The sequence below is a fragment of the Pseudomonas sp. CBZ-4 genome, from assembly GCF_000346755.1.
In the GTDB taxonomy this organism is placed as follows: domain Bacteria; phylum Pseudomonadota; class Gammaproteobacteria; order Pseudomonadales; family Pseudomonadaceae; genus Aquipseudomonas.
On the sequence record NZ_ANNV01000164.1, the window covers coordinates 235,133 to 255,727 of the forward strand.

The 20,595-nt window shown below is 60.6% G+C and carries 26 protein-coding genes; 11 read left to right on the forward strand and 15 right to left on the reverse strand.

Going from position 1 to position 20,595, the window contains the following annotated elements:
- Position 1: 1 nt before the first annotated feature.
- The gene (locus tag B348_RS0124880; protein ID WP_017738744.1) at positions 2-1,276 is read left to right on the forward strand and encodes a uracil-xanthine permease family protein; all 1,275 of its coding nucleotides are present in this window, start codon (positions 2-4) and stop codon (positions 1,274-1,276) included.
- 113 nt (positions 1,277-1,389) lie between these two features.
- Here the strand turns inward: B348_RS0124880 and hisC are convergent, their stop codons facing one another.
- The 10 genes from hisC to B348_RS0124930 form a co-directional block, all read right to left on the reverse strand.
- On the reverse strand, positions 1,390-2,442 hold the full coding sequence (hisC, locus tag B348_RS0124885; RefSeq protein ID WP_017738745.1) for a histidinol-phosphate transaminase: 1,053 nt from the start codon (positions 2,440-2,442) through the stop codon (positions 1,390-1,392).
- A gap of 3 nt (positions 2,443-2,445) precedes the next feature.
- Positions 2,446-3,762 (reverse strand): histidinol dehydrogenase, encoded by a 1,317-nt coding sequence (hisD, locus tag B348_RS0124890; RefSeq protein ID WP_017738746.1) that lies wholly within the window; start codon positions 3,760-3,762, stop codon positions 2,446-2,448.
- Positions 3,763-3,890: 128 nt separating this feature from the next.
- Positions 3,891-4,526 carry an ATP phosphoribosyltransferase gene (gene hisG / locus B348_RS0124895; protein ID WP_010213102.1) on the reverse strand — a complete coding sequence of 212 codons (636 nt, stop codon included), beginning with the start codon at positions 4,524-4,526 and terminating at the stop codon, positions 3,891-3,893.
- Between the two features lie 142 nt (positions 4,527-4,668).
- Positions 4,669-5,934 (reverse strand): UDP-N-acetylglucosamine 1-carboxyvinyltransferase, encoded by a 1,266-nt coding sequence (gene murA, locus B348_RS0124900; RefSeq protein WP_017738747.1) that lies wholly within the window; start codon positions 5,932-5,934, stop codon positions 4,669-4,671.
- A gap of 23 nt (positions 5,935-5,957) precedes the next feature.
- The gene (locus B348_RS0124905; RefSeq protein WP_003188597.1) at positions 5,958-6,197 is read right to left on the reverse strand and encodes a BolA family protein; all 240 of its coding nucleotides are present in this window, start codon (positions 6,195-6,197) and stop codon (positions 5,958-5,960) included.
- Positions 6,198-6,311: 114 nt separating this feature from the next.
- A complete protein-coding gene (locus tag B348_RS0124910) occupies positions 6,312-6,617 on the reverse strand; it encodes a lipid asymmetry maintenance protein MlaB (protein WP_017738748.1) in 306 nt (101 codons plus the stop codon).
- Complete coding sequence (locus B348_RS0124915; protein ID WP_017738749.1) at positions 6,614-7,264, reverse strand: phospholipid-binding protein MlaC; 651 nt, start codon at positions 7,262-7,264, stop codon at positions 6,614-6,616. The genes B348_RS0124910 and B348_RS0124915 overlap by 4 nt, the downstream gene beginning before the upstream one ends.
- Before the next feature lie 11 nt (positions 7,265-7,275).
- Entirely contained in the window at positions 7,276-7,743 is a 468-nt protein-coding gene (mlaD, locus tag B348_RS0124920; protein WP_003171814.1) for an outer membrane lipid asymmetry maintenance protein MlaD, read from the reverse strand.
- Entirely contained in the window at positions 7,743-8,540 is a 798-nt protein-coding gene (mlaE, locus tag B348_RS0124925) for a lipid asymmetry maintenance ABC transporter permease subunit MlaE (RefSeq protein ID WP_017738750.1), read from the reverse strand. Before mlaE ends, mlaD begins: the two co-directional genes overlap by 1 nt.
- Entirely contained in the window at positions 8,540-9,349 is an 810-nt protein-coding gene (locus tag B348_RS0124930; protein WP_017738751.1) for an ATP-binding cassette domain-containing protein, read from the reverse strand. The genes mlaE and B348_RS0124930 overlap by 1 nt, the downstream gene beginning before the upstream one ends.
- A 298-nt stretch (positions 9,350-9,647) precedes the next feature.
- Here B348_RS0124930 and B348_RS0124935 point away from each other — a divergent pair, with 298 nt between their 5' ends.
- From B348_RS0124935 to B348_RS0124980, 10 genes are all read left to right on the forward strand, one after another.
- On the forward strand, positions 9,648-10,622 hold the full coding sequence (locus B348_RS0124935) for a KpsF/GutQ family sugar-phosphate isomerase (RefSeq protein WP_017738752.1): 975 nt from the start codon (positions 9,648-9,650) through the stop codon (positions 10,620-10,622).
- Entirely contained in the window at positions 10,623-11,147 is a 525-nt protein-coding gene (locus tag B348_RS0124940) for an HAD family hydrolase (RefSeq protein WP_017738753.1), read from the forward strand. It begins immediately after the preceding gene.
- Positions 11,148-11,155: 8 nt separating this feature from the next.
- Positions 11,156-11,728 (forward strand): LPS export ABC transporter periplasmic protein LptC, encoded by a 573-nt coding sequence (gene lptC / locus B348_RS0124945; RefSeq protein WP_017738754.1) that lies wholly within the window; start codon positions 11,156-11,158, stop codon positions 11,726-11,728.
- Entirely contained in the window at positions 11,715-12,248 is a 534-nt protein-coding gene (gene lptA, locus B348_RS0124950) for a lipopolysaccharide transport periplasmic protein LptA (RefSeq protein WP_026137048.1), read from the forward strand. The genes lptC and lptA overlap by 14 nt, the downstream gene beginning before the upstream one ends.
- Complete coding sequence (gene lptB, locus B348_RS0124955; RefSeq protein WP_004372092.1) at positions 12,248-12,973, forward strand: LPS export ABC transporter ATP-binding protein; 726 nt, start codon at positions 12,248-12,250, stop codon at positions 12,971-12,973. The genes lptA and lptB overlap by 1 nt, the downstream gene beginning before the upstream one ends.
- 185 nt (positions 12,974-13,158) lie before the next feature.
- The gene (locus B348_RS0124960) at positions 13,159-14,652 is read left to right on the forward strand and encodes an RNA polymerase factor sigma-54 (RefSeq protein ID WP_026137049.1); all 1,494 of its coding nucleotides are present in this window, start codon (positions 13,159-13,161) and stop codon (positions 14,650-14,652) included.
- Between the two features lie 75 nt (positions 14,653-14,727).
- Positions 14,728-15,033: a ribosome hibernation-promoting factor, HPF/YfiA family gene (hpf, locus tag B348_RS0124965; RefSeq protein ID WP_010170586.1), complete on the forward strand. Its 306-nt coding sequence runs from the start codon at positions 14,728-14,730 to the stop codon at positions 15,031-15,033.
- Between the two features lie 12 nt (positions 15,034-15,045).
- Positions 15,046-15,510 carry a PTS IIA-like nitrogen regulatory protein PtsN gene (ptsN, locus tag B348_RS0124970; RefSeq protein WP_017738757.1) on the forward strand — a complete coding sequence of 155 codons (465 nt, stop codon included), beginning with the start codon at positions 15,046-15,048 and terminating at the stop codon, positions 15,508-15,510.
- 2 nt (positions 15,511-15,512) lie between these two features.
- The gene (gene rapZ, locus B348_RS0124975) at positions 15,513-16,370 is read left to right on the forward strand and encodes an RNase adapter RapZ (protein ID WP_017738758.1); all 858 of its coding nucleotides are present in this window, start codon (positions 15,513-15,515) and stop codon (positions 16,368-16,370) included.
- A 16-nt stretch (positions 16,371-16,386) separates the two neighbouring features.
- A complete protein-coding gene (locus tag B348_RS0124980) occupies positions 16,387-16,659 on the forward strand; it encodes an HPr family phosphocarrier protein (RefSeq protein ID WP_017738759.1) in 273 nt (90 codons plus the stop codon).
- Positions 16,660-16,696: 37 nt separating this feature from the next.
- Here the strand turns inward: B348_RS0124980 and B348_RS0124985 are convergent, their stop codons facing one another.
- The 5 genes from B348_RS0124985 to B348_RS0125005 are packed head-to-tail and all read right to left on the reverse strand — an operon-like array spanning position 16,697 to position 20,472.
- Positions 16,697-17,590, reverse strand: coding sequence for a ZIP family metal transporter (locus B348_RS0124985; protein WP_017738760.1), 894 nt, complete (start codon positions 17,588-17,590; stop codon positions 16,697-16,699).
- A 33-nt stretch (positions 17,591-17,623) separates the two neighbouring features.
- Positions 17,624-18,235 (reverse strand): superoxide dismutase, encoded by a 612-nt coding sequence (locus B348_RS0124990; protein ID WP_017738761.1) that lies wholly within the window; start codon positions 18,233-18,235, stop codon positions 17,624-17,626.
- A 1-nt stretch (position 18,236) separates the two neighbouring features.
- Entirely contained in the window at positions 18,237-18,680 is a 444-nt protein-coding gene (locus B348_RS0124995) for a hypothetical protein (protein ID WP_017738762.1), read from the reverse strand.
- A 27-nt stretch (positions 18,681-18,707) separates the two neighbouring features.
- Entirely contained in the window at positions 18,708-20,084 is a 1,377-nt protein-coding gene (locus tag B348_RS0125000) for an aspartate ammonia-lyase (protein WP_017738763.1), read from the reverse strand.
- On the reverse strand, positions 20,077-20,472 hold the full coding sequence (locus tag B348_RS0125005) for a hypothetical protein (protein ID WP_017738764.1): 396 nt from the start codon (positions 20,470-20,472) through the stop codon (positions 20,077-20,079). Before B348_RS0125005 ends, B348_RS0125000 begins: the two co-directional genes overlap by 8 nt.
- Positions 20,473-20,595: the final 123 nt, after the last annotated feature.

The window sequence follows — 20,595 nt, forward strand, 5'->3', positions numbered from 1 at the left end:
CATGCAGGATGAATTCAACGACCCGCTTTGGCGCCAGATCCTGTCTGGCGCACAAATGCTCTTCGTGGCATTTGGCGCGCTGGTGTTGATGCCGCTGATCACAGGTCTTGATCCAAACGTTGCACTGTTTACCGCAGGCTTGGGCACGTTGTTGTTCCAGGTCGTGACGGGGCGGCAGGTGCCGGTGTTCCTGGCATCGAGCTTTGCCTTTATCACCCCGATCATTCTCGCCAAGCAGCAATTCGGCCTGGCGGCGACCATGGGTGGGGTGATGGCGGCCGGTTTCGTCTACACCTTCCTCGGCGCTGCCGTGAAGATCAAGGGCACCGGCTTCATCGACCGCTTGCTGCCACCCGTGGTGATCGGTCCGGTGATCATCTCCATCGGCCTGGCCATGGCGCCGATTGCCGCCAATATGGCCATGGGCAAAGCCGGTGATGGCAGCGAGCTGATTCACTACCAGACGGCGATGATGATCTCGATGCCGGCGCTGCTGACCACGTTGATCGTGGCGGTGTTCGGCAAGGGCATTTTCCGCCTGGTGCCGATCATCTCCGGCGTGCTGGTGGGCTTTGCGATGGCGTTCTACTTTGACGTGGTCGACACGGCGAAGATCGCCGCCGCGCCCTGGTTCGCCCTGCCCCACTTCACCGCGCCGGAGTTCAACTGGCAGGCGATCCTGTTCATCGTCCCCGTGGCCCTGGCCCCGGCGATCGAACATATCGGTGGTGTGATTGCGGTGGGCAGCGTGACCGGTCGCGACTACCTGAAGAAGCCGGGCCTGCATCGCACCCTGCTGGGTGACGGCATCGCCACCACAGCCGCCGGCATGTTTGGCGGCCCGCCGAACACCACCTACGCCGAAGTGACTGGCGCGGTGATGCTGACCAAGAACTACAACCCGAAGATCATGACCTGGGCGGCGGTGTTTGCCATCAGCCTGGCGTTTATCGGCAAGTTCGGCGCACTGCTGCAAAGCATCCCGGTGCCGGTGATGGGCGGGATCCTGTGCCTGCTGTTCGGCTCGATTGCTGCGGTGGGGATGAACACGCTGATTCGCCACAAGATCGACCTGGGCGAGGCGCGCAACCTGGTGATTGTCTCGGTGACCCTGGTGTTCGGGATTGGCGGTGTGCTGGTCGGCACCGGTACGGGCCCGAATGATTTCGGCCTGAAGGGCATCGCCCTGTGTGCGGTGGTGGCGATTGCCTTGAACCTGCTGCTGCCGGGCAATGATGGCTGGAAGAACAAGAAGCCTGACGAGCCACTGCTTTAACCATTCGGTGAGGCTGATTGCCTCATCGCGGGCAAGCCCGCTCCCACAATGGAATGCATTTCCCTGTGGGAGCCGGGCTTGCCCGCGATGGGGCCAGCCAAGCCAATAAAGATTTAAAGCTCGCCGAGCCCATCGATCAACGCCTGGTTCTGCTCCGGCGTACCAATGCTGATCCGCAGGAACTGGGCAATCCGCTCCTGCTTGAAGTGCCGCACGATCACACCCTGCTCACGCAACTTGGCCGCCAGGCCGGCAGCGTCGTGCCTGGGGTGACGGGCAAAGATGAAGTTGGCCGCCGACGGCAACACTTCAAAGCCCTTCCCTTCCAACTGTGCAACCACCGCGTTGCGGCTGTCGATCACCAACTGACACGTCTTCTCGAAGTACTCACGGTCTTCAAACGCCGCCGCCGCGCCGACAATCGCCAGGCGATCCAGCGGATAGGAGTTGAAGCTGTTCTTGACGCGCTCCAGCGCCTCGATCAGGTCCGGGTGGCCCACGGCCAGGCCCACGCGCAAACCGGCCAGTGAGCGCGATTTGGACAGGGTCTGCGTCACCAGCAGGTTCGGGTAGCGGTCCACCAGGCTGATGGCGGTTTCGCCGCCGAAGTCGATATAGGCTTCATCGACCACCACCACCGAATCCGGGCTGGCCTTGAGGATCTGCTCCACCGCATCCAGCGCCAGCACGCAGCCGGTCGGCGCGTTCGGGTTGGGGAAGATGATCCCGCCGTTCGGCTTGGCGTAGTCCGCCACGCGGATCTGGAATTGCTCGTCCAGCGGCACCGGATCGGACTGGATGCCGTACAGGCCGCAGTACACGGGATAGAAGCTGTAGCTGATGTCCGGGAACAGCAGCGGCAAATCGTGCTGGAACAGGCCGTGGAAGATGTGCGCGAGGACTTCGTCGGAACCGTTGCCGAGGAATACTTTGCCCGCATCCACCCCGTAATACTTGGCCACCGCCTGCTTGAGCAGGTCGCTGTTGGGGTCCGGGTACAGGCGCAGGTTGTCGTTCAACTCGGCCTGCATCGCCGCCAACGCCTTGGGCGATGGGCCGTAGGGGTTTTCATTGGTGTTGAGCTTGACCAGCTTGGTCAGCTTCGGTTGTTCACCCGGCACGTAAGGCACGAGGTCCTTGACGAAGGGGCTCCAGAATTTGCTCATGCCTCACTCTCCCTTGACGATGCGGTATTCGGCGCTACGTGCGTGTGCGCTCAGCGATTCACCACGGGCCAGCACCGAGGCGGTCTTGCCCAGCTCGGACGCGCCTTGTGGCGAGCAGAAGATGATCGACGAACGCTTCTGGAAGTCATACACCCCCAGCGGCGACGAGAAGCGTGCGGTGCCAGAGGTCGGCAACACGTGGTTGGGGCCTGCGCAGTAGTCACCCAGGGCTTCGCTGGTGTGGCGGCCCATGAAGATCGCACCGGCATGGCGAATCGACGGCAGCCAGGCTTGTGGGTCGGCGACCGACAGCTCCAAGTGCTCCGGCGCGATGCGGTTGGCCACTTCGATGGCCTGCTCCATGTCACGCACCAGGATCAGCGCGCCACGGCCGTTGATCGACTTCTCGATGATCTCGGCGCGGTCCATGGTCGGCAGCAGCTTGTCGATGCTCGCGGCGACCTTGTCGAGGAACGCGGCGTCAGGGCTGACCAGGATCGCCTGGGCGTCTTCGTCGTGCTCGGCCTGGGAGAACAGGTCCATGGCGATCCAGTCCGGATCGGTCTGGCCGTCACACACCACGAGGATTTCCGAGGGGCCGGCGATCATGTCGATACCGACCTGGCCAAACACGTGGCGCTTGGCAGTGGCGACATAGATGTTGCCGGGGCCGACCACCTTGTCCACTTTCGGCACGCTTTCGGTGCCATAGGCCAGGGCGGCAACCGCTTGGGCGCCGCCGATGGTGAACACGCGGTCGACACCGGCGATGCACGCAGCGGCCAGCACCAGCTCGTTGATTTCACCGCGCGGGGTCGGCACGACCATGACCACTTCGGTCACGCCCGCCACTTTGGCCGGAATCGCGTTCATCAGCACCGACGACGGGTATGACGCCTTGCCGCCCGGCACGTACAGGCCGGCACGGTCCAGCGGTGTGACCTTCTGGCCCAGCACAGTGCCGTCGGCCTCGGTGTAGCTCCAGGAATCCTGCTTCTGCTTTTCGTGGTAGCTGCGTACTCGCGTTGCCGCCACTTCCAACGCTTTGCGCTGCGGGGCAGTGATGCGCGTGAGCGCCAGTTCCAGGCGTTCGCGGGGCAGGATCAGGTCGGACATCGACGCCACATCGAGGCCGTCGAACTGGCGGGTGAAATCCACCAGCGCCGCATCACCGCGCTCGCGCACGGCCTTGATAATGTCGAGTACTCGCCCGTTGACCGACTCGTCGGACACACTTTCCCAGCTCAGCAGATGATCCAGATGATGGGCGAAATCCGGGTCGGCAGCGTTGAGTCGGGCAATTGCAGTGGACGTGGTCATAGCGAGGGCCTCAATAGAATTGGCAAAAACTCAGGCGCCCTAAACTAGCAGTCGTTTCCGCTTGGGCACCTGAGAATTCTGGCTATGAGGCGGATAGACGGGCGCAGCCTTGCGGCTACGCAGGTAAGTCAACCGCGGTGTCGCGACTCCACTGCCTTGCGCAGGGTGTCGATCAACGCCTGGATACGGGCGTGCTGCATCTTCATCGAAGCCTTGTTGACGATCAGGCGGGAGCTGATGTCGGCAATGAATTCTTGCGGTTCAAGACCGTTGGCACGCAGGGTGTTGCCGGTGTCGACCACGTCGATGATCTTGTCGGCCAGGCCGATCAGCGGCGCCAGTTCCATCGAACCATAGAGCTTGATGATATCGACCTGACGACCTTGCTCGGCGTAGTAACGCTTGGCGACATTGACGAACTTGGTGGCCACGCGCAGGCGGCCCTTGGGCTCGACGTCACCGACACGGCCGGCGGTCATCAGCTTGCACAGGGCGATACGCAGGTCCAGGGGCTCGTACAGGCCCTGGCCGCCGTATTCCATCAGCACATCTTTACCGGCGACACCGAGGTCGGCTGCGCCATGTTCAACGTAGGTCGGCACGTCGGTAGCCCGCACGATCAACAGGCGAACGTCGTCCTGGGTCGTGGGGATGATCAGCTTGCGGCTCTTGTCCGGATTCTCGGTCGGCACGATGCCCGCTTCAGCCAGAAGCGGCAAAGTGTCGTCAAGGATGCGGCCCTTGGACAGTGCGATGGTCAACATGGGAAACGTCAGTCCTTCATCAGGCTATTGCGGTCCGGTCGCAAACGGCGCCGGACACAGATCGAGGCCATGACAGCCTCGACTTGAAACAAATCCTGTGGTGAGAGAGCACGCTCCCTCACCAGCATTGCAGCCTCGGGAACTAGCCCGGTACGCGGCGGATTTTCGCGCCGAGCATCTGCAGTTTCTCTTCGATGCACTCGTAGCCACGGTCGATGTGGTAGATGCGGTCGATCAGCGTGTCGCCGTCGGCGCACAGTGCCGAAATCACCAGGCTGGCCGAAGCACGCAGGTCGGTGGCCATGACTGGCGCGCCCTTGAGCTTTTCGATACCGGTGACGATGGCCGTGTTGCCCTCGACCTGGATCTTCGCGCCCATGCGGTGCAGTTCGTACACGTGCATGAAGCGGTTTTCGAAGATGGTCTCGATCACGGCACCGGTGCCTTCGGCAATCGCGTTCAGGGAGATGAACTGCGCTTGCATGTCGGTCGGGAAGGCCGGGTACGGAGCGGTACGCACGTTCACGGCTTTTGGCCGCTTGCCGTGCATGTTCAGCTCGATCCAGTCTTCGCCGGTGGTGATGTCTGCGCCAGCTTCACGCAGTTTTTCGAGGACGGCTTCCAGGATGGTCGGATCGGTGTCCTTGACCTTGACGCGGCCACCGGTAACGGCAGCGGCAACCAGGTAGGTGCCGGTCTCGATACGGTCGGGCATGACCTTGTAGGTCGCGGTGTGCAGACGCTCGACACCATCGATGGTGATGGTGTCGGTGCCAGCGCCGGAAACCTTGGCGCCCATGGCGTTCAGGAAGTTGGCCAGGTCGACCACTTCCGGCTCGCGCGCGGCGTTCTGCAGGACGCTGCGGCCCTTGGCCAGGGCAGCGGCCATCATGATGTTCTCGGTACCGGTCACGCTGACGGTATCAAAGAAGAAGTTGGCGCCACGCAGGCCGCCTTCCGGCGCCTTGGCCTTGATGTAGCCGCCTTCGACGTCGATCACTGCGCCCATGGCTTCAAGGCCACGGATGTGCAGGTCCACCGGACGCGAGCCAATGGCGCAACCGCCAGGCAGTGCGACTTCGGCTTCGCCGAAACGGGCAACCATCGGGCCCAGTACCAGGATCGACGCACGCATGGTTTTCACCAGTTCGTACGGGGCGATCAGGGTCTTGATGGTGCGCGGGTCGATTTCGACCGAGAGTTTCTCGTCGATCACAGGCTCGATGCCCATGCGACCGAACAGCTCGATCATGGTGGTGATGTCGTGCAGGTGCGGCAGGTTGGCCACAGTCACCGGGCCATCGCACAGCAGGGTCGCTGCCAGGATCGGCAAGGCGGAGTTTTTCGCGCCGGAGATGCGGATCTCGCCATCAAGGCGGGCACCACCGGTAATAATCAATTTATCCATAAGAATCTCGACGCCTTGGGGGCTCAGGTGCGCTCGGCCCAGGCCGCGCGGCTGAAAAATTTCATAGTGACCGCATGGATGCTGCCATCGGTGATCCACGGGTTCAAATGGGCATAGATCTGCTGCTGACGCTTGACTGGGCTCAGTGCCGCCAGTTCATCGCTAATCACGTTCAGCTGGAAGTTGCAGCCTTCGCCTTCAACTTCTACGGTCGTTTCCGGCAGCTTTCCTTCAAGAAAGCTCTTAACTTCTAGGGCCTGCATGCTCAACCTCTATCGGCGCCCAGTGCGCACGGGTCGCACATCATACAAAAAAGCCCCGCGCCTGCGAACCCCGCATAGCAGGACTCTGACGGGGGGCTTCTCCAATAATGTGTATTAAGGATGTGCCAACAGTTCGGTCAGGCCGGAAACTTCGGCAATTTCGCGCATGTCTTCGGGCATGGCACGGATGCTGACCGTTTTATCAGCCGCCTCGGCATCACGCATGAAGCACAGCAGCAAGGACAAACCCACGCTGCTGGATTTGGTCACTTGCGAGCAATCCACCACCAGCGCGGACGCGCTGCTGCTATTGATCAGTGCCTGGCCCTGCTTGCGCAGGCCCGGCCCGGAGCGATAGTCCAGCACGCCACTGATGAACAACTCGCCGGCATCGCCGAGACGAACGGCCGATTCGGTCATTGCGCTGGCTTCCCGGCAGCTTGCTTGTCGGTTTCTTCCTTGGCCTTGGCGACTTCACCGGCCCAACCATTGATGGTCTTGTCCAGGTCGTTGCCATTGCGCTGCATGGCGTCGGCGAACTGGTCACGGAACAGCTTGCCGATGTTGATGCCGTTGATGATCACGTTGCGCAGTTTCCACTCGCCGTTGATCTTCTCCAGGGTGTACTGCACGGGGTAGACCGCGCCGTTGGTGCCCTTGACGGTCATGTTGACGCTGGTGCGATCGCCCGACTCATCGCCTGGCGGCGCCACGGTAATGCCCTGGTTGTTGTACTCAAGCAGCGCGTTGCCGTAGAACTGGAACAGGCCCTTCTTGAAGTTTTCCTGGAAGGTCTGCATCTGTGCAGGCGTGGCCTTGCGCGAGTACTTGACCGTCATGATGCTGCGGGAGATGCCTTCGGCATCGACCACCGGGCCGACAATGGTGTTCAGCGCGTCGTAGAACCTGGTCGGGTCTTGCTTGTACTGTTCTTTGTTGGCCGTCAGGTCAGCCAACATCTTGTTGGTCGTGTCCTGCACCAGCTCGTGCGCAGAACCTGCCGCGTTGGCCATCAGCGGCAGCGCTGCAAGCAGTACCAGCAGGCCACGTCGCAAGGTAGAGATCATGAACAGATTCCTCATTTGGCGTCTTTATTGACCGTATTGAGCAGGAATTTACCGATCAGGTCCTCAAGCACCAGCGACGACTGCGTGTCGTGGATGGTCGAGCCATCCTTGAGCAGGGCTGTCTCCCCACCCACGCTGACACCGATGTACTTCTCGCCCAGCAGACCCGCAGTGAGGATAGATGCCGTGGAGTCAGTCGGCAGATTATCTACCTTCTTGTCCAACTGCATCGTCACTCGACCGGTGAAGCTGTCGCGATCCAGATCGATTGCCGTGACCTTGCCGATGGTGACACCGGCCATGGTCACTTTAGCTCTGACAGTCAAACCGGCGATATTGTCGAAGTACGCGTAAAGTTTATAAGTATCGGCGGTCGGGCTGGCCGAAAGGCCGCTGACTCGCAGGGCCAGCAACAGTAAAGCCAGGATGCCAGCCAGCAAGAAAAGGCCGACACCGATTTCCACAGTGCGGTTTTGCATCAGAAATCTCCAAACATCAAGGCGGTCAAAATGAAGTCAAGGCCCAGTACCGCCAGCGAGGCGTACACAACGGTCTTGGTGGTGGCGCGACTGATCCCTTCTGAGGTGGGCTCACAGTCGTAGCCTTGGAATACGGCGATCCAGGTCACTACAAAGGCGAAGACGATGCTCTTTATGATGCCATTGAGCACGTCACCGCTGAAGGTCACGCTGTTTTGCATGTTGGCCCAGTAGGAGCCGTCGTAGACCCCCAGCCAGTCCACCGCCACCCACGAACCGCCCCAGATACCCACCACGCTGAAGATCATCGCCAGCAGAGGCAGGGAAATGAAGCCGGCCCACAGGCGCGGGGCAACAATGTACTTGAGTGGGTCCACGCCGATCATTTCCAGGCTGGACAACTGCTCGGTGGACTTCATGTTGCCGATCTCGGCGGTCAGCGCAGAACCTGCGCGCCCGGCAAACAGCAAGGCGGTGACCACCGGCCCCAGCTCACGCAGCAGCGTCAGGGCAACCATCTGCCCTACCGCCTGCTCCGAACCGTAGCTGGAGAGAATATTGAAGCCCTGCAACGCCAGCACCATGCCGATAAAGACCCCGGAGACCACGATGATCACCAGGGACATCACGCCCACGGCATGCAGTTGCTTGATCAGCAGGCCAAACCCGCCGCCAATGCCGCCGCGACCGAGCAAGGCGTGGAAGAGGAAAATCGTCGAACGGCCGAGCACTTCGATGATGTCGATGCCGGAGCGACCGAAAAGGCGGACCTTCTCGATAAGTGAAGTCTTGCGCATCAACGCTTCCCCAGAAGATCTGAGCGGTAGTCCGCTGCCGGAAAATGAAAAGGCACCGGGCCATCGGGGTCGCCCGTCATGAATTGGCGAATGCGCGGGTTGTCGGCGTTCATCAGCTCTTCAGGCGTGCCCTGCCCCAGCACCTGGCCATCGCCGACTACATAAAGGTAGTCAGCGATGCTCGCGGTTTCTGCCAGGTCGTGGGACACCACGATACTGGTAATGCCCAGCGCATCGTTGAGCAGGCGGATCAGGCGCACCAGCACGCCCATGGCGATCGGGTCCTGGCCCACGAAAGGCTCGTCGTACATGAGGATCTGTGGGTCGAGGGCGATGGCGCGGGCCAGGGCCACCCGGCGCTTCATGCCGCCGGACAGCTCGTCGGGCATCAGGTCGATGGCACCACGCAGCCCTACGGCCTGCAGTTTCAGCAACACGATGTCACGAATCATTTCATCGGACAGCTGGGTATGCACCCGCAGCGGGAACGCTACGTTTTCGAAAACATCGAGGTCGGTGAACAGCGCACCGCTCTGAAACAGCACACCCATGTGCTTGCGTGCATCGAACAGATCGCTGCGCGACAACGTCGGCAGGTTCTGGCCGTTGACCCACACTTCGCCGGCAGTCGGGCGCAATTGCATGCCCATCAGGCGCAGCAGGGTGGTCTTGCCGCAACCGGAAGGCCCCATGATGCCCGTGACCTTGCCGCGGGGAATGCGGATATCGACGTTATTGAAGATGCTGCGCGTCCCGCGCTTGAAGGTAAGACCCTTCAGCTCGACCGCGTAGGCGTTATCGGCACTCATCTAAACTCCTTGGGATGCAGCCTCTCACTCAGACACCACGTTTGCGACAAACGTTTGCAACGTTCGCGCAATAGTTAGCCCCATGGGCTGGGCGGACCGAACTGGCGGCGAACTATATCACCGCTGGTACAACGCGCCCAAGGCCGGAACCGCGCTTGTTCAGACAGAGGACAGGGAAAAAGGGTTGCTTAAGATGAATCTCACGGGCATTGCGAATAAACCCTGACGAACTTGCGTGAGGGAATTGCGCATTGCCGCTATAATCGCCGACTTTTCGTCAGGCTATACGATTTCAGACATGAGCCAATCCAGCGACCTTATTCAATCCGCACAACGTACCATCCGCCTTGAGCTTGAAGCCGTAGAAGGCTTGCTGGCCCATATCGACGCGGATTTCGTACGCGCCTGCGAGATGATTCTGGCCAGCAAAGGCCGCGTTGTCGTGGTCGGCATGGGCAAATCCGGCCATGTCGGCAACAAGATTGCCGCCACCCTGGCCAGCACCGGAACCACCGCCTTTTTCGTACACCCGGCCGAAGCCAGCCACGGCGACATGGGCATGATCACCAAGGATGACATCATCCTGGCATTGTCCAATTCGGGCACCACCAACGAGATCGTCACCCTGCTGCCGCTGATCAAGCGCCTGGGCATCAAGATGATCAGCATCACCGGCAACCCCGATTCGACGCTGGCCAAGGCTGCCGAAGTGAACCTCAATGTTCACGTGGCCCACGAAGCCTGCCCGCTGAACCTGGCGCCGACCTCGTCCACCACCGCCGCACTGGTCATGGGCGACGCCTTGGCGGTAGCGTTGCTGGAGGCTCGCGGCTTTACTGCAGAAGACTTCGCGTTTTCCCACCCGGGCGGTGCCCTGGGCCGTCGCCTGCTGCTGAAAGTGGAAAACGTCATGCATTCGGGCGATGAATTGCCCCACGTTCAGCGCGGCACGCTGCTGAAGGACGCGCTGATGGAAATGACCCGCAAGGGCCTGGGCATGACCGTGATCCTGGAAGCCGACGGCAAACTGGCCGGCGTCTTCACGGACGGCGACCTGCGCCGCACCCTGGACCGCACCATCGACATCCACACCGCGACCATCGACGCGGTGATGACGCCCCACGGCAAGACTGCCCGCCCCGATATGCTGGCGGCCGAAGCCTTGAAAATCATGGAAGACCACAAGATCGGTGCGCTGGTGGTCGTTGACAGCAACGACTGCCCAATCGGCGCCCTGAACATGCACGACTTGCTGCGTGCGGGAGTGATGTAAATGACCAGCGACCTGCTGCAACGCGGCAAACACATCAAATTGGCGATTTTCGACGTGGACGGCGTGCTGACTGACGGCCGCCTGTACTTCCTCGAAGATGGCAGCGAATTCAAAACCTTCAACACCCTCGACGGCCAAGGCATCAAGATGCTGATGGCGGCGGGCGTGCAAACGGCAATTATCAGCGGCAGAAAAACCCCGGTTGTGGAACGCCGCGCACAAAACCTGGGGATTCCTCACCTGTATCAGGGCCGCGAGGATAAACTGGTGGTCCTGGACGAGCTTCTTGGCCAACTCAACCTAAGCTATGAGCAGGTCGCCTACTTGGGCGACGACTTGCCTGACCTGCCGGTGATCCGCCGGGTCGGCCTGGGCATGGCCGTCGCCAATGCGGCGGCGTTTGTTCGCGAACACGCCCACGGCATCACCACCGCCCGTGGCGGTGAAGGTGCCGCCCGCGAATTCTGCGAGCTGATCCTGCGTGCCCAAGGCAGCCTTGAAGCGGCCCACGCCGCCTACCTATAGAGCGTTTTATGCTGAGCAAAAAGATTCGCAACTTCCTGTTATTCGGGGTCATCGCCGCGCTGTTCCTGGCGGTGGGCTACTGGAATATCAGCCCGGAGCGCTTTCTCGACCAGCCTGTCGCGCAGGTTGATCAAGGCGCTATCGACTATTACGCCACCAATGCGTACAGCATCCAGTACCTGCCGGACGGCAAGGTGCAGTACGAGATCACCTCGGACAAGGTCGAGCACGTGAAGACCAGCGAAGTGACCCTGCTGACCAACCCGGACATGAACATCTACCGCGGCACCGAGTTTCCGTGGCACGTCACCAGCAAGCGTGGCGAGGTCAACCCGGACGGCACCGAAGTGGAACTGATCGATTCGGTACGCGTTGCGCGCACCGATGATAAAAACCGTGACACCGTGATTACCAGCAGTCGCATGACCGTATTCCCGCAGAAGCAATATGCGCAGACCGAGCAAGACGTTAGAATCGACGGCGCTGGCGGGGTATCGACTGGCAAGGGAATGAAAGCGTATTTGAAAGAAAGCAGGATACACCTGCTATCGAACGTAAGAGGACAGTATGAGGCTCGTTAAAACTCTCCCTATTTTGCTCAGTCTGGGCGCAGCACTGGGAAGCGTGAGCGCCTGGGCTCTGCCGAACGATAGCCAGCAACCGATCCACATTTCGGCTGACGATGCGCAACTGGACGACAAGCAAGGCGTCGCCACCTACACCGGCGGCGTGATCATCACCCAGGGCTCGATGAAGATCACCGGCAATACGGTGACACTGACTCGCACCCAGTCCGGCGACATCGACGTGGTGACTTCGGTGGGCAACCTGGCCTACTTCGAACAGAAGCAGTCGCCTACCGACACCGGCCCGATGAAGGGCTACGGCAAGACCATCCAGTACCACGCCCAGCAGAACCGCATTGTCCTGATCGACCAGGCCAAGGTGCTCAGCCCCAATGGCAACTCTACCGAGGGCGAGAAGATCGTCTATAACACGCAGACCCAAGTCGCACAGGCGGGTCGCGCCAATGGCTCCAAGGTGACCGCACCACGTCCGCGCATCGACATGGTTATCCAGCCGAAGAAGAAGGCCGAGTAATGGCAACCCTGAAAGCCCAGCATCTGGCCAAGGCCTACAAAAGCCGTCAGGTCGTGCGTGACGTCAGCCTGTCGATCGACAGCGGCCAGATCGTCGGCTTGCTCGGCCCCAACGGCGCCGGCAAGACGACCTGCTTCTATATGATCGTCGGCCTGGTCCAGGCGGATCAGGGTCGTGTACTGATCGACGACCTGGACGTGAGCCACCAGCCGATGCACGGTCGTGCACGGGCCGGTATCGGCTATCTCCCACAGGAGGCGTCGATCTTCCGCAAACTGTCGGTAGCCGACAACATCATGGCGATCCTCGAGACCCGCAAGGAACTCGACCGTGACGGCCGTCGCCAGGAGCTGGAAAGCCTGTTGCAGGAATTCCACATCAACCACATCCGCGACAACCTCGGCATGAGCTTGTCCGGTGGTGAGCGTCGTCGTGTGGAAATCGCCCGCGCCCTGGCCACCGCGCCGAAGTTCATCCTGCTGGACGAACCGTTTGCCGGCGTCGACCCGATTTCGGTCGGCGATATCAAGCAGATCATCCACCACCTCAAGGCGAAGGGCATCGGCGTACTGATCACCGACCACAACGTGCGTGAAACCCTCGATATCTGCGAAACCGCGTATATCGTCAACGATGGCCAACTGATCGCCGAAGGCGATTCAGCCACTATCCTGGCCAACGAACTGGTGAAGGAAGTGTACCTGGGTCACGAGTTCCGCCTGTAAACACCGTGGTGTCACGGCCGTTTGCCAAGGTGCGCGGAAATCAATAGGAACCTCCGGATTTTTATTGTTACCGCGCTCTAGGCAAAGCCCGCGATATCAGGCATATAATTTGCTTATGTTTGGCGCTCACGCGCCCTGTCGTGGATGGCGCATTGCGCCGGCGAATAAGGTGTTAAGCCCCTGCCATGAAACCATCGCTAGTCCTGAGAATGGGCCAGCAGCTGACGATGACACCGCAGCTGCAACAGGCCATCCGCCTGCTCCAATTGTCGACCCTGGACCTGCAACAGGAAATCCAGGAGGCCCTGGAGTCCAATCCGATGCTCGAACGCCAGGAAGAAGGCGACGACTTCGACAATGCAGACCCACTGGCCGACAACATCGAGCAAAAACCCAACTCCGACGTGCAGGAACCCTCCTACCAGGAAACCGCCCCGACGGTGGACAACCTGGAAGAAGGCGAATGGAACGAACGCATTCCCAACGAGCTTCCCGTGGACACCGCCTGGGAAGACGTCTACCAGACCAGCGCCAGCAGCCTGCCCAGCAACGATGACGACGAGTGGGACTTCACCACCCGCACCTCCGCCGGCGAGAGCCTGCAGAGCCATCTGCTGTGGCAACTGAACCTCGCGCCGATGTCGGACACCGATCGCTTGATCGCCGTGACCCTGATCGACTGCATCAACAACCAGGGCTACCTGGACGAGACGCTGGAGGAAATCCTCGAAGCGTTCGACCCGGAACTGGACATCGAACTGGACGAGATCGAAGCCGTCCTGCACCGCATCCAACAGTTCGAGCCCGCCGGTATTGGCGCCCGCACCCTCAGCGAATGCCTGCTGCTGCAATTGCGCCAACTGCCCGCCAAGACCCTTTGGCTCGCTGAAGCCCAGCGCCTGGTCACTGACTACATCGACCTGCTGGGCAGCCGCGACTACAGCCAGTTGATGCGCCGCATGAAGCTCAAGGAAGACGACCTGCGCCAGGTCATCGAGCTGGTGCAGAGCCTCAACCCGCGTCCGGGCTCGCAGATCGAGTCCAGCGAAGCTGAGTACGTGGTCCCTGACGTGATCGTGCGCAAGGACAACGAGCGCTGGCTGGTGGAGCTGAACCAGGAATCGGTTCCACGCCTGCGGGTCAACCCGCAATACGCCGGCTTCGTGCGCCGCGCCGACACCAGCGCCGACAACACCTTCATGCGCAACCAGTTGCAGGAGGCCCGCTGGTTCATCAAGAGCCTGCAGAGCCGCAACGAAACCCTGATGAAAGTCGCCACCCAGATCGTCGAGCACCAGCGCGGCTTCCTGGAATATGGCGATGAAGCGATGAAACCGCTGGTGCTGCATGACATCGCCGAAGCGGTCGGCATGCACGAATCGACGATTTCCCGGGTGACCACGCAAAAATTCATGCATACCCCACGGGGTATTTATGAGCTGAAATACTTTTTCTCCAGCCACGTCAGCACCTCCGAAGGCGGCGAATGCTCGTCCACGGCGATTCGCGCGATCATCAAAAAACTGGTTGCCGCGGAAAATCAGAAAAAGCCATTGAGTGACAGTAAGATCGCTGGTTTACTGGAGGCACAAGGCATTCAGGTCGCCCGTCGAACCGTCGCCAAGTACCGCGAGTCCCTCGGGATCGCGCCTTCCAGCGAGCGTAAGCGTTTGATGTGACGGGCGGGCCACAGCGTTCCAGTGGTGGGTATTCCTGCCCACCGCTTTATGCACTGGCAACGAAGGAGAAGCTGTATGCAAGTCAACATCAGTGGACACCAACTGGAAGTGACCGAACCGCTGCGCGCCTATATCGGCGAAAAACTCAAAAGAATTGAGGGGCATTTCGACAAGATCACCAACGTGCAAGTCATCATGACTGTCGAAAAGCTGAAGCAGAAAATCGAAGCCACCTTGCGTATACCCGGCGGGGAAGTCGTCGCCAATGCCGAGCATTCAGATATGTATGCCGCCATTGACGACCTGACCGACAAGCTGGATCGCCAAATCAAAAAGCATAAGGAAAAGCAGCAGAGCCTTCTCCAGGGCACAGGCCGCTAACACTCCCCACCCATGATTCGACTTGAAACCATCCTGACCCCCGGCCGTTCCCTCGTGAACGCGCCGGGCGGCAGCAAAAAGAAAGCTCTCGAACAAATTGCCAACCTGATCAGCCGCGAAGTGCCTGACCTGGAGATGCAAGATGTGTACGAGGCTCTGATTGCCCGTGAAAAACTCGGTTCCACCGGTTTTGGCAACGGCATCGCCATTCCCCATTGCCGCCTCAAAAGCTGTGAGGCACCTGTCAGCGCCCTGTTGCACCTGGACGCCCCCATCGATTTCGACGCCATCGACGGCGCACCGGTTGACCTGCTGTTCGTTCTGCTGGTCCCGCAAGCCGCCACCGATGCACACCTGGAACTGCTCCGTCAGATCGCCAGCATGCTCGACCGCAAGGAAGTACGCGACAAACTGCGCAGTGCCAGCAGCAACGAGGCGCTGTACCAGGTTGTCCTGGATGAACAGAACGGGCAGTAATCATGCGTTTGATCATCGTCAGCGGCCGCTCCGGCTCGGGTAAAAGCACCGCCCTCAACGTGCTTGAGGACAACGGTTTCTACTGCATCGACAATTTGCCCGCCGGCTTGCTGCCGGAGCTGGCCGAACGTGCACTGATCCATACCGAACTGGCGCAACCCCTGGTGGCCGTGTCGATCGATGCCCGCAACCTGCCCAGCCACCTTGAGCGGTTCCCGCAATTGCTTGAGGAAGTTCGCGCCAAGCACATACATTGCGATGTGTTGTACCTGGACGCCGACGAAGAGACGCTACTCAAGCGTTTTTCCGAAACCCGCCGGCGCCACCCCCTCAGCAGCCCGCATCGTTCCCTGGCGGAAGCCATCGAAGACGAAACCAAGTTGCTGGGGCCGATCATCGACCTCGCCGACCTCAAGATCAACACCACCAGCCTCAACCTGTACCAGCTGCGCGACGCCATCAAGCTGCGCCTGCTGAACCAGCCGGAGCCTGGCACCGCGTTTCTCGTTGAGTCGTTTGGCTTCAAGCGCGGCATGCCGGTGGATGCCGACCTGGTGTTCGATGTGCGTTGCCTGCCGAACCCCTATTGGAAACCCGAGCTGCGTGAGCAGTCCGGGCTTGACCAGCCCGTGGCCGAGTACCTGGCAGCGCAGCCGGATGTCGAAGAGATGTTCCAGGATATCTCCAGCTACCTGCTCAAATGGCTGCCGCGCTTTGCCGCAAGCAACCGGGCCTATGTCACCATTGCCATTGGCTGCACTGGCGGCCACCACCGCTCGGTCTACCTGACCGAACGCCTGGGCCAGGTGCTGCAACAAACCCTCAAGAACGTCCAGGTTCGCCACCGCGACCTTAGCTGAAAGGATCACCCCCGCGATGCCCGCTCTGGAAATTGAAATCATCAACAAGCTGGGCTTGCATGCCCGGGCTTCTGCGAAGTTCGTCGGCGTTGCCGGGCAGTTCCCCTGCCAGATCCGTGCGGGGCGCACCCCGGAATCCATGGTCGATGGCAAAAGCATCATGGCCATGATGATGCTGGCCGCCGGCAAGGGCACCAGGATTCACCTGAAGACAGAGGGCGAGCAAGAGCAGGAAGCGATGGACGCCCTGGTGGCGTTGATCAACAATTTCTTTGATGAGGGTGAGTAAACTCACCCTTTGAGATGGGCGTGAAGTCGCAACGACTTCAGCCCAATGCGGTATCCATCACCATCATCAAGCAAAAACCGATGCACAACCCCAGGCTGGCAAGCTTTTCGTGACCGTTGCGCCGCGATTCGGGGATCACCTCGTGAGTCACCACCAGCAACATCGCCCCTGCCGCCAGCGCCAGCCCGAGTGGCAACAGCACCTCTGCCAGACTCACCAACCAGGCACACAGCACGGCAAATACCGGCTCGACCAAACCTGAGGCCGCACCGATCAGGAACGCCTTGACCCGCGACATCCCTGCCCCGGCCAACACCAAGGCAATCACCAGGCCTTCGGGCACATCCTGCAAGGCGATGCCCATGGCCAGGCTGTCGGCATCCGGCATACCGCCGCCTGCCGAACCCCCCACCGCCATGCCTTCCGGGATGTTATGGGCAATGATGGCAAACACGAACAGCCAGATGCGCGGCGGTATCACCGGGTGATCCGGTGTGCCCACCAACATTTCCGGGCTCGCCCCGGAGACCTTGCGATCAACCAGATACAGCCCGAACGCGCCCAGCATGATGCCAAAGCTGATCAACCCACTGGCGCCCCAGGGCGTGAGCCCCAGGCTTTCAGCGGCGGCGATCCCTGGCACGATCAGCGAAAACGCGGTCGCCGCCAGCATCACCCCGGCGCCAAAACCCAGCAACGTGTCGCTCAGCGCCACCGGCATCCGGCGAATGACCAGTACCGGCACCGCGCCAAGCGCCGTACCCAGCGCGCAAATCGATCCACCTTGCAGGGCACGCAGGATGCGCGGCTCCAGGTTCAGCCAGTCGAGCCCGTGGGCCACCAGCAATGCAGTACCTGCCAATAGCAGCAGCGAGCCAAACGCATAACGAAACATCCGCCCGCTGCTGATCGCCAGTGTTTCAGTGCCCATAGTCGGCCTTAGATCTTGTTATGGTGGTCAATGTCAGGCCAAGGCGGCCTGATAGCGTGCAGCGACTTCCGGCCAGTTGATCACGCTGTAGAAGGCGTTGATGTATTCCGGGCGACGGTTCTGATAGAGCAGGTAATAAGCGTGCTCCCAGACGTCCAGGCCGAGGATCGGCGTATTGCCGCTCATCAGCGGGCTGTCCTGGTTACCGCTGCTTTCCACTACCAGGGTCTTTTGCGGGGTCACGCTGAGCCAGGCCCAACCGCTGCCGAAACGGGTCAACGCGGCCTTGGTGAAGGCTTCCTTGAAGCTGTCGAAACCACCCACTTGTTCATCGATAGCCTTGGCCAGCGCACCTTCAGGCTTGCCGCCACCTTTGGGCGACATCACCGCCCAGAACAACGAGTGGTTGGCATGGCCGCCACCTTGGTTGATCACGGCGGCACGCAGTTTTTCCGGCAGTTGCTGCACGCTGGCCACCAGTTTCTCGACCGGCCAGCCCGCAAACTCGGTGCCCTCGACAGCGGCGTTGAGGTTGTTGATGTAGGTCTGGTGATGCTTGGTGTAGTGAATCTCCATGGTTTGCGCATCGATGTGCGGTTCCAGGGCGTCGTAGGCGTAAGGCAAGGCAGGCAAGGTGTAGGACATTTCAATGTGCTCCGTAATAAGGACTGTTGCGAGTCGACGCATCCGGTTGCGCCGCAGTGCTGCCCAGCAGGCGATGGGTACGCGGGTACTCGCCGTGATCGCTGATGAAGTTCAACAGTTCGACGTAGGTCTTGCTGCTCTGGCGCAGCGCCGCCTCACGCAATTGCGGGGTCAGGCGCGGGTCCTGCATGGTCTGCAGCAGGCGCTGGTGGATAGCGCAGAGGTATTCCGCGCTTTCCTCCGGCTGGTTCAGGCGCAGATGCAGGTCCGCCAGGTTGTGATGGGAAATGACGCAAGCCGCCACTGCTTCGTCGGCATCCGCCCAGCGTTCGAACAACACTTGGGCCAGGGCCAGGGCTTGCAAATAGGCCTCGCGAGCGTCAACCAGTTCGCCCTGCATAAAGCAGCGATTGGCCCGTTCGATCGTGCGTTTCCAGTGCTCCATGGTGAGCCTCCAAAGCAGGGTCGGTGATTACACGCCGCCGGCCGTGAGCTTTTCCGGGTCCAGCAGGACTTCCAGTTGGCTGCGGGGCAAGTCGGTGTGCTCAAGCGCCACATCAATCACCGGACGGCCTTGTTGATAGGCTTTCTTGGCGATTTCAGCGGCCTTCTGGTAGCCAATGATCGGGTTGAGTGCCGTGACCAGGATCGGATTGCGCGACAGCGCTTCCTTGAGCTTGGCTTCGTTGACCTTGAAGGTGGCGATGGCCTTGTCCGCCAGCAAACGGCTGGAATTGGCCAGCAGTTCGAGGCTGCTGAGCAGGTTCTGGGCAATGATCGGCAGCATCACGTTCAGCTCGAAGTTGCCGGATTGGCCCGCGACGGTAATCACCGTGTCATTGCCGATCACTTGGGCGGCGACCATGGCGGTGGCTTCCGGGATCACCGGATTGACCTTGCCCGGCATGATCGAAGAGCCCGGCTGCAGGCCTTCCAGCTCGATTTCACCGAGGCCGGCGAGTGGGCCGGAGTTCATCCAGCGCAGATCGTTGGCGATTTTCATCAGTGACACGGCGGTGGCTTTCAACTGGCCGGAGACGGCGACGGCAGTGTCCTGGGAGCCAATCAGCGCAAACAGGTTCTTGCCCGGCGTGAAGGTCACGTCGGTCAGGCTGCTCAATTGCTGGCTGAAACGTGCGGCGAATTCCGGGTGGGCGTTGATCCCGGTGCCGACCGCCGTGCCGCCTTGGGCCAGGGCCTGCAAGCTCGGGAGCAAATCCTGCAAGTGACCGATGTTGGCCTTGAGTTGTTGTGCCCAGCCATTGAGCACCTGGCTCATGCGCACCGGCATGGCGTCCATCAGGTGCGTGCGGCCGGTCTTGATGAACGGGTGGACTTCCTCCGCCTTGCGCTCGATCACCTGCACCAGGTGCAGCAAAGCCGGCAGGGTTTGCTCATGCAGGACCAGCGCGGCGCTGACGTGGATAGTGGTTGGGATGATGTCGTTGCTGCTTTGGCCGCAGTTCACGTGGTCATTGGGGTTGACCGCCTCGCCCAACAAACGGCTGGCCAGGGTCGCGATCACTTCGTTGGCGTTCATGTTGGAACTGGTGCCGGAGCCGGTCTGGAAAATATCCACCGGGAAGTGCTGCATGAAGTCGCCTTCGAGCAAGCCCTGGGCGGCATCGACGATAGCCTTGCCCTGCCCTTCGGTGATTTGCTTGAGATCGACGTTGGCCTTGGCCGCAGCGGCCTTGGCGAGGATCAGGGCGCGAATGAATTGCGCGGGCATACGCTGATGGCTGATCGGGAAGTTGTTCACCGCGCGCTGGGTTTGTGCGCCATACAAGGCCTCGGCCGGCACTTGCAGTTCGCCCATGCTGTCGCGTTCGATACGGGTGTTACTCATCGTTAGATCCTTGCACCAGGTCGGAGTGAGAAATAGACGGCAGCAATTCGCAAGTCGCCAATCGCCACGCAAAGCTCTGCCAACGCTTGAGGCGGCAGGCACAGTGAGAGAGTTTTTCCAGGTCACGCAGGGGGCGCCAGGCCTGGTCCAGGCACATGGAGCGCCAATGCCAGGGCAGCGCGATATCGCTGGCGGTGTCGAGCAGCAGGCGGAATGAGGTTTCAGCGATCGTCCACGGATGGGTCGCGGTGCAGCACGCCAGGTAGCGACCCTCGTTGAGGTAATGCTCGATCAGGCGCGGCTCGTTGGGGTTGAGGCCGCAACGGATCTGGCGACTCATCCAGCGCCAGCTCTCCAGGTAAGGATCCTCATGCAGGACTGAACTCATGATCCACACTCATCCGGTAATGATATTTATTATTAAATGATATTGAGAATCAAAACAAGAGTGGCCGATTAATCTGCCTGTAACGCAGCCATAAAAAAAGGCGCGCCATCGTTGAGATGGCGC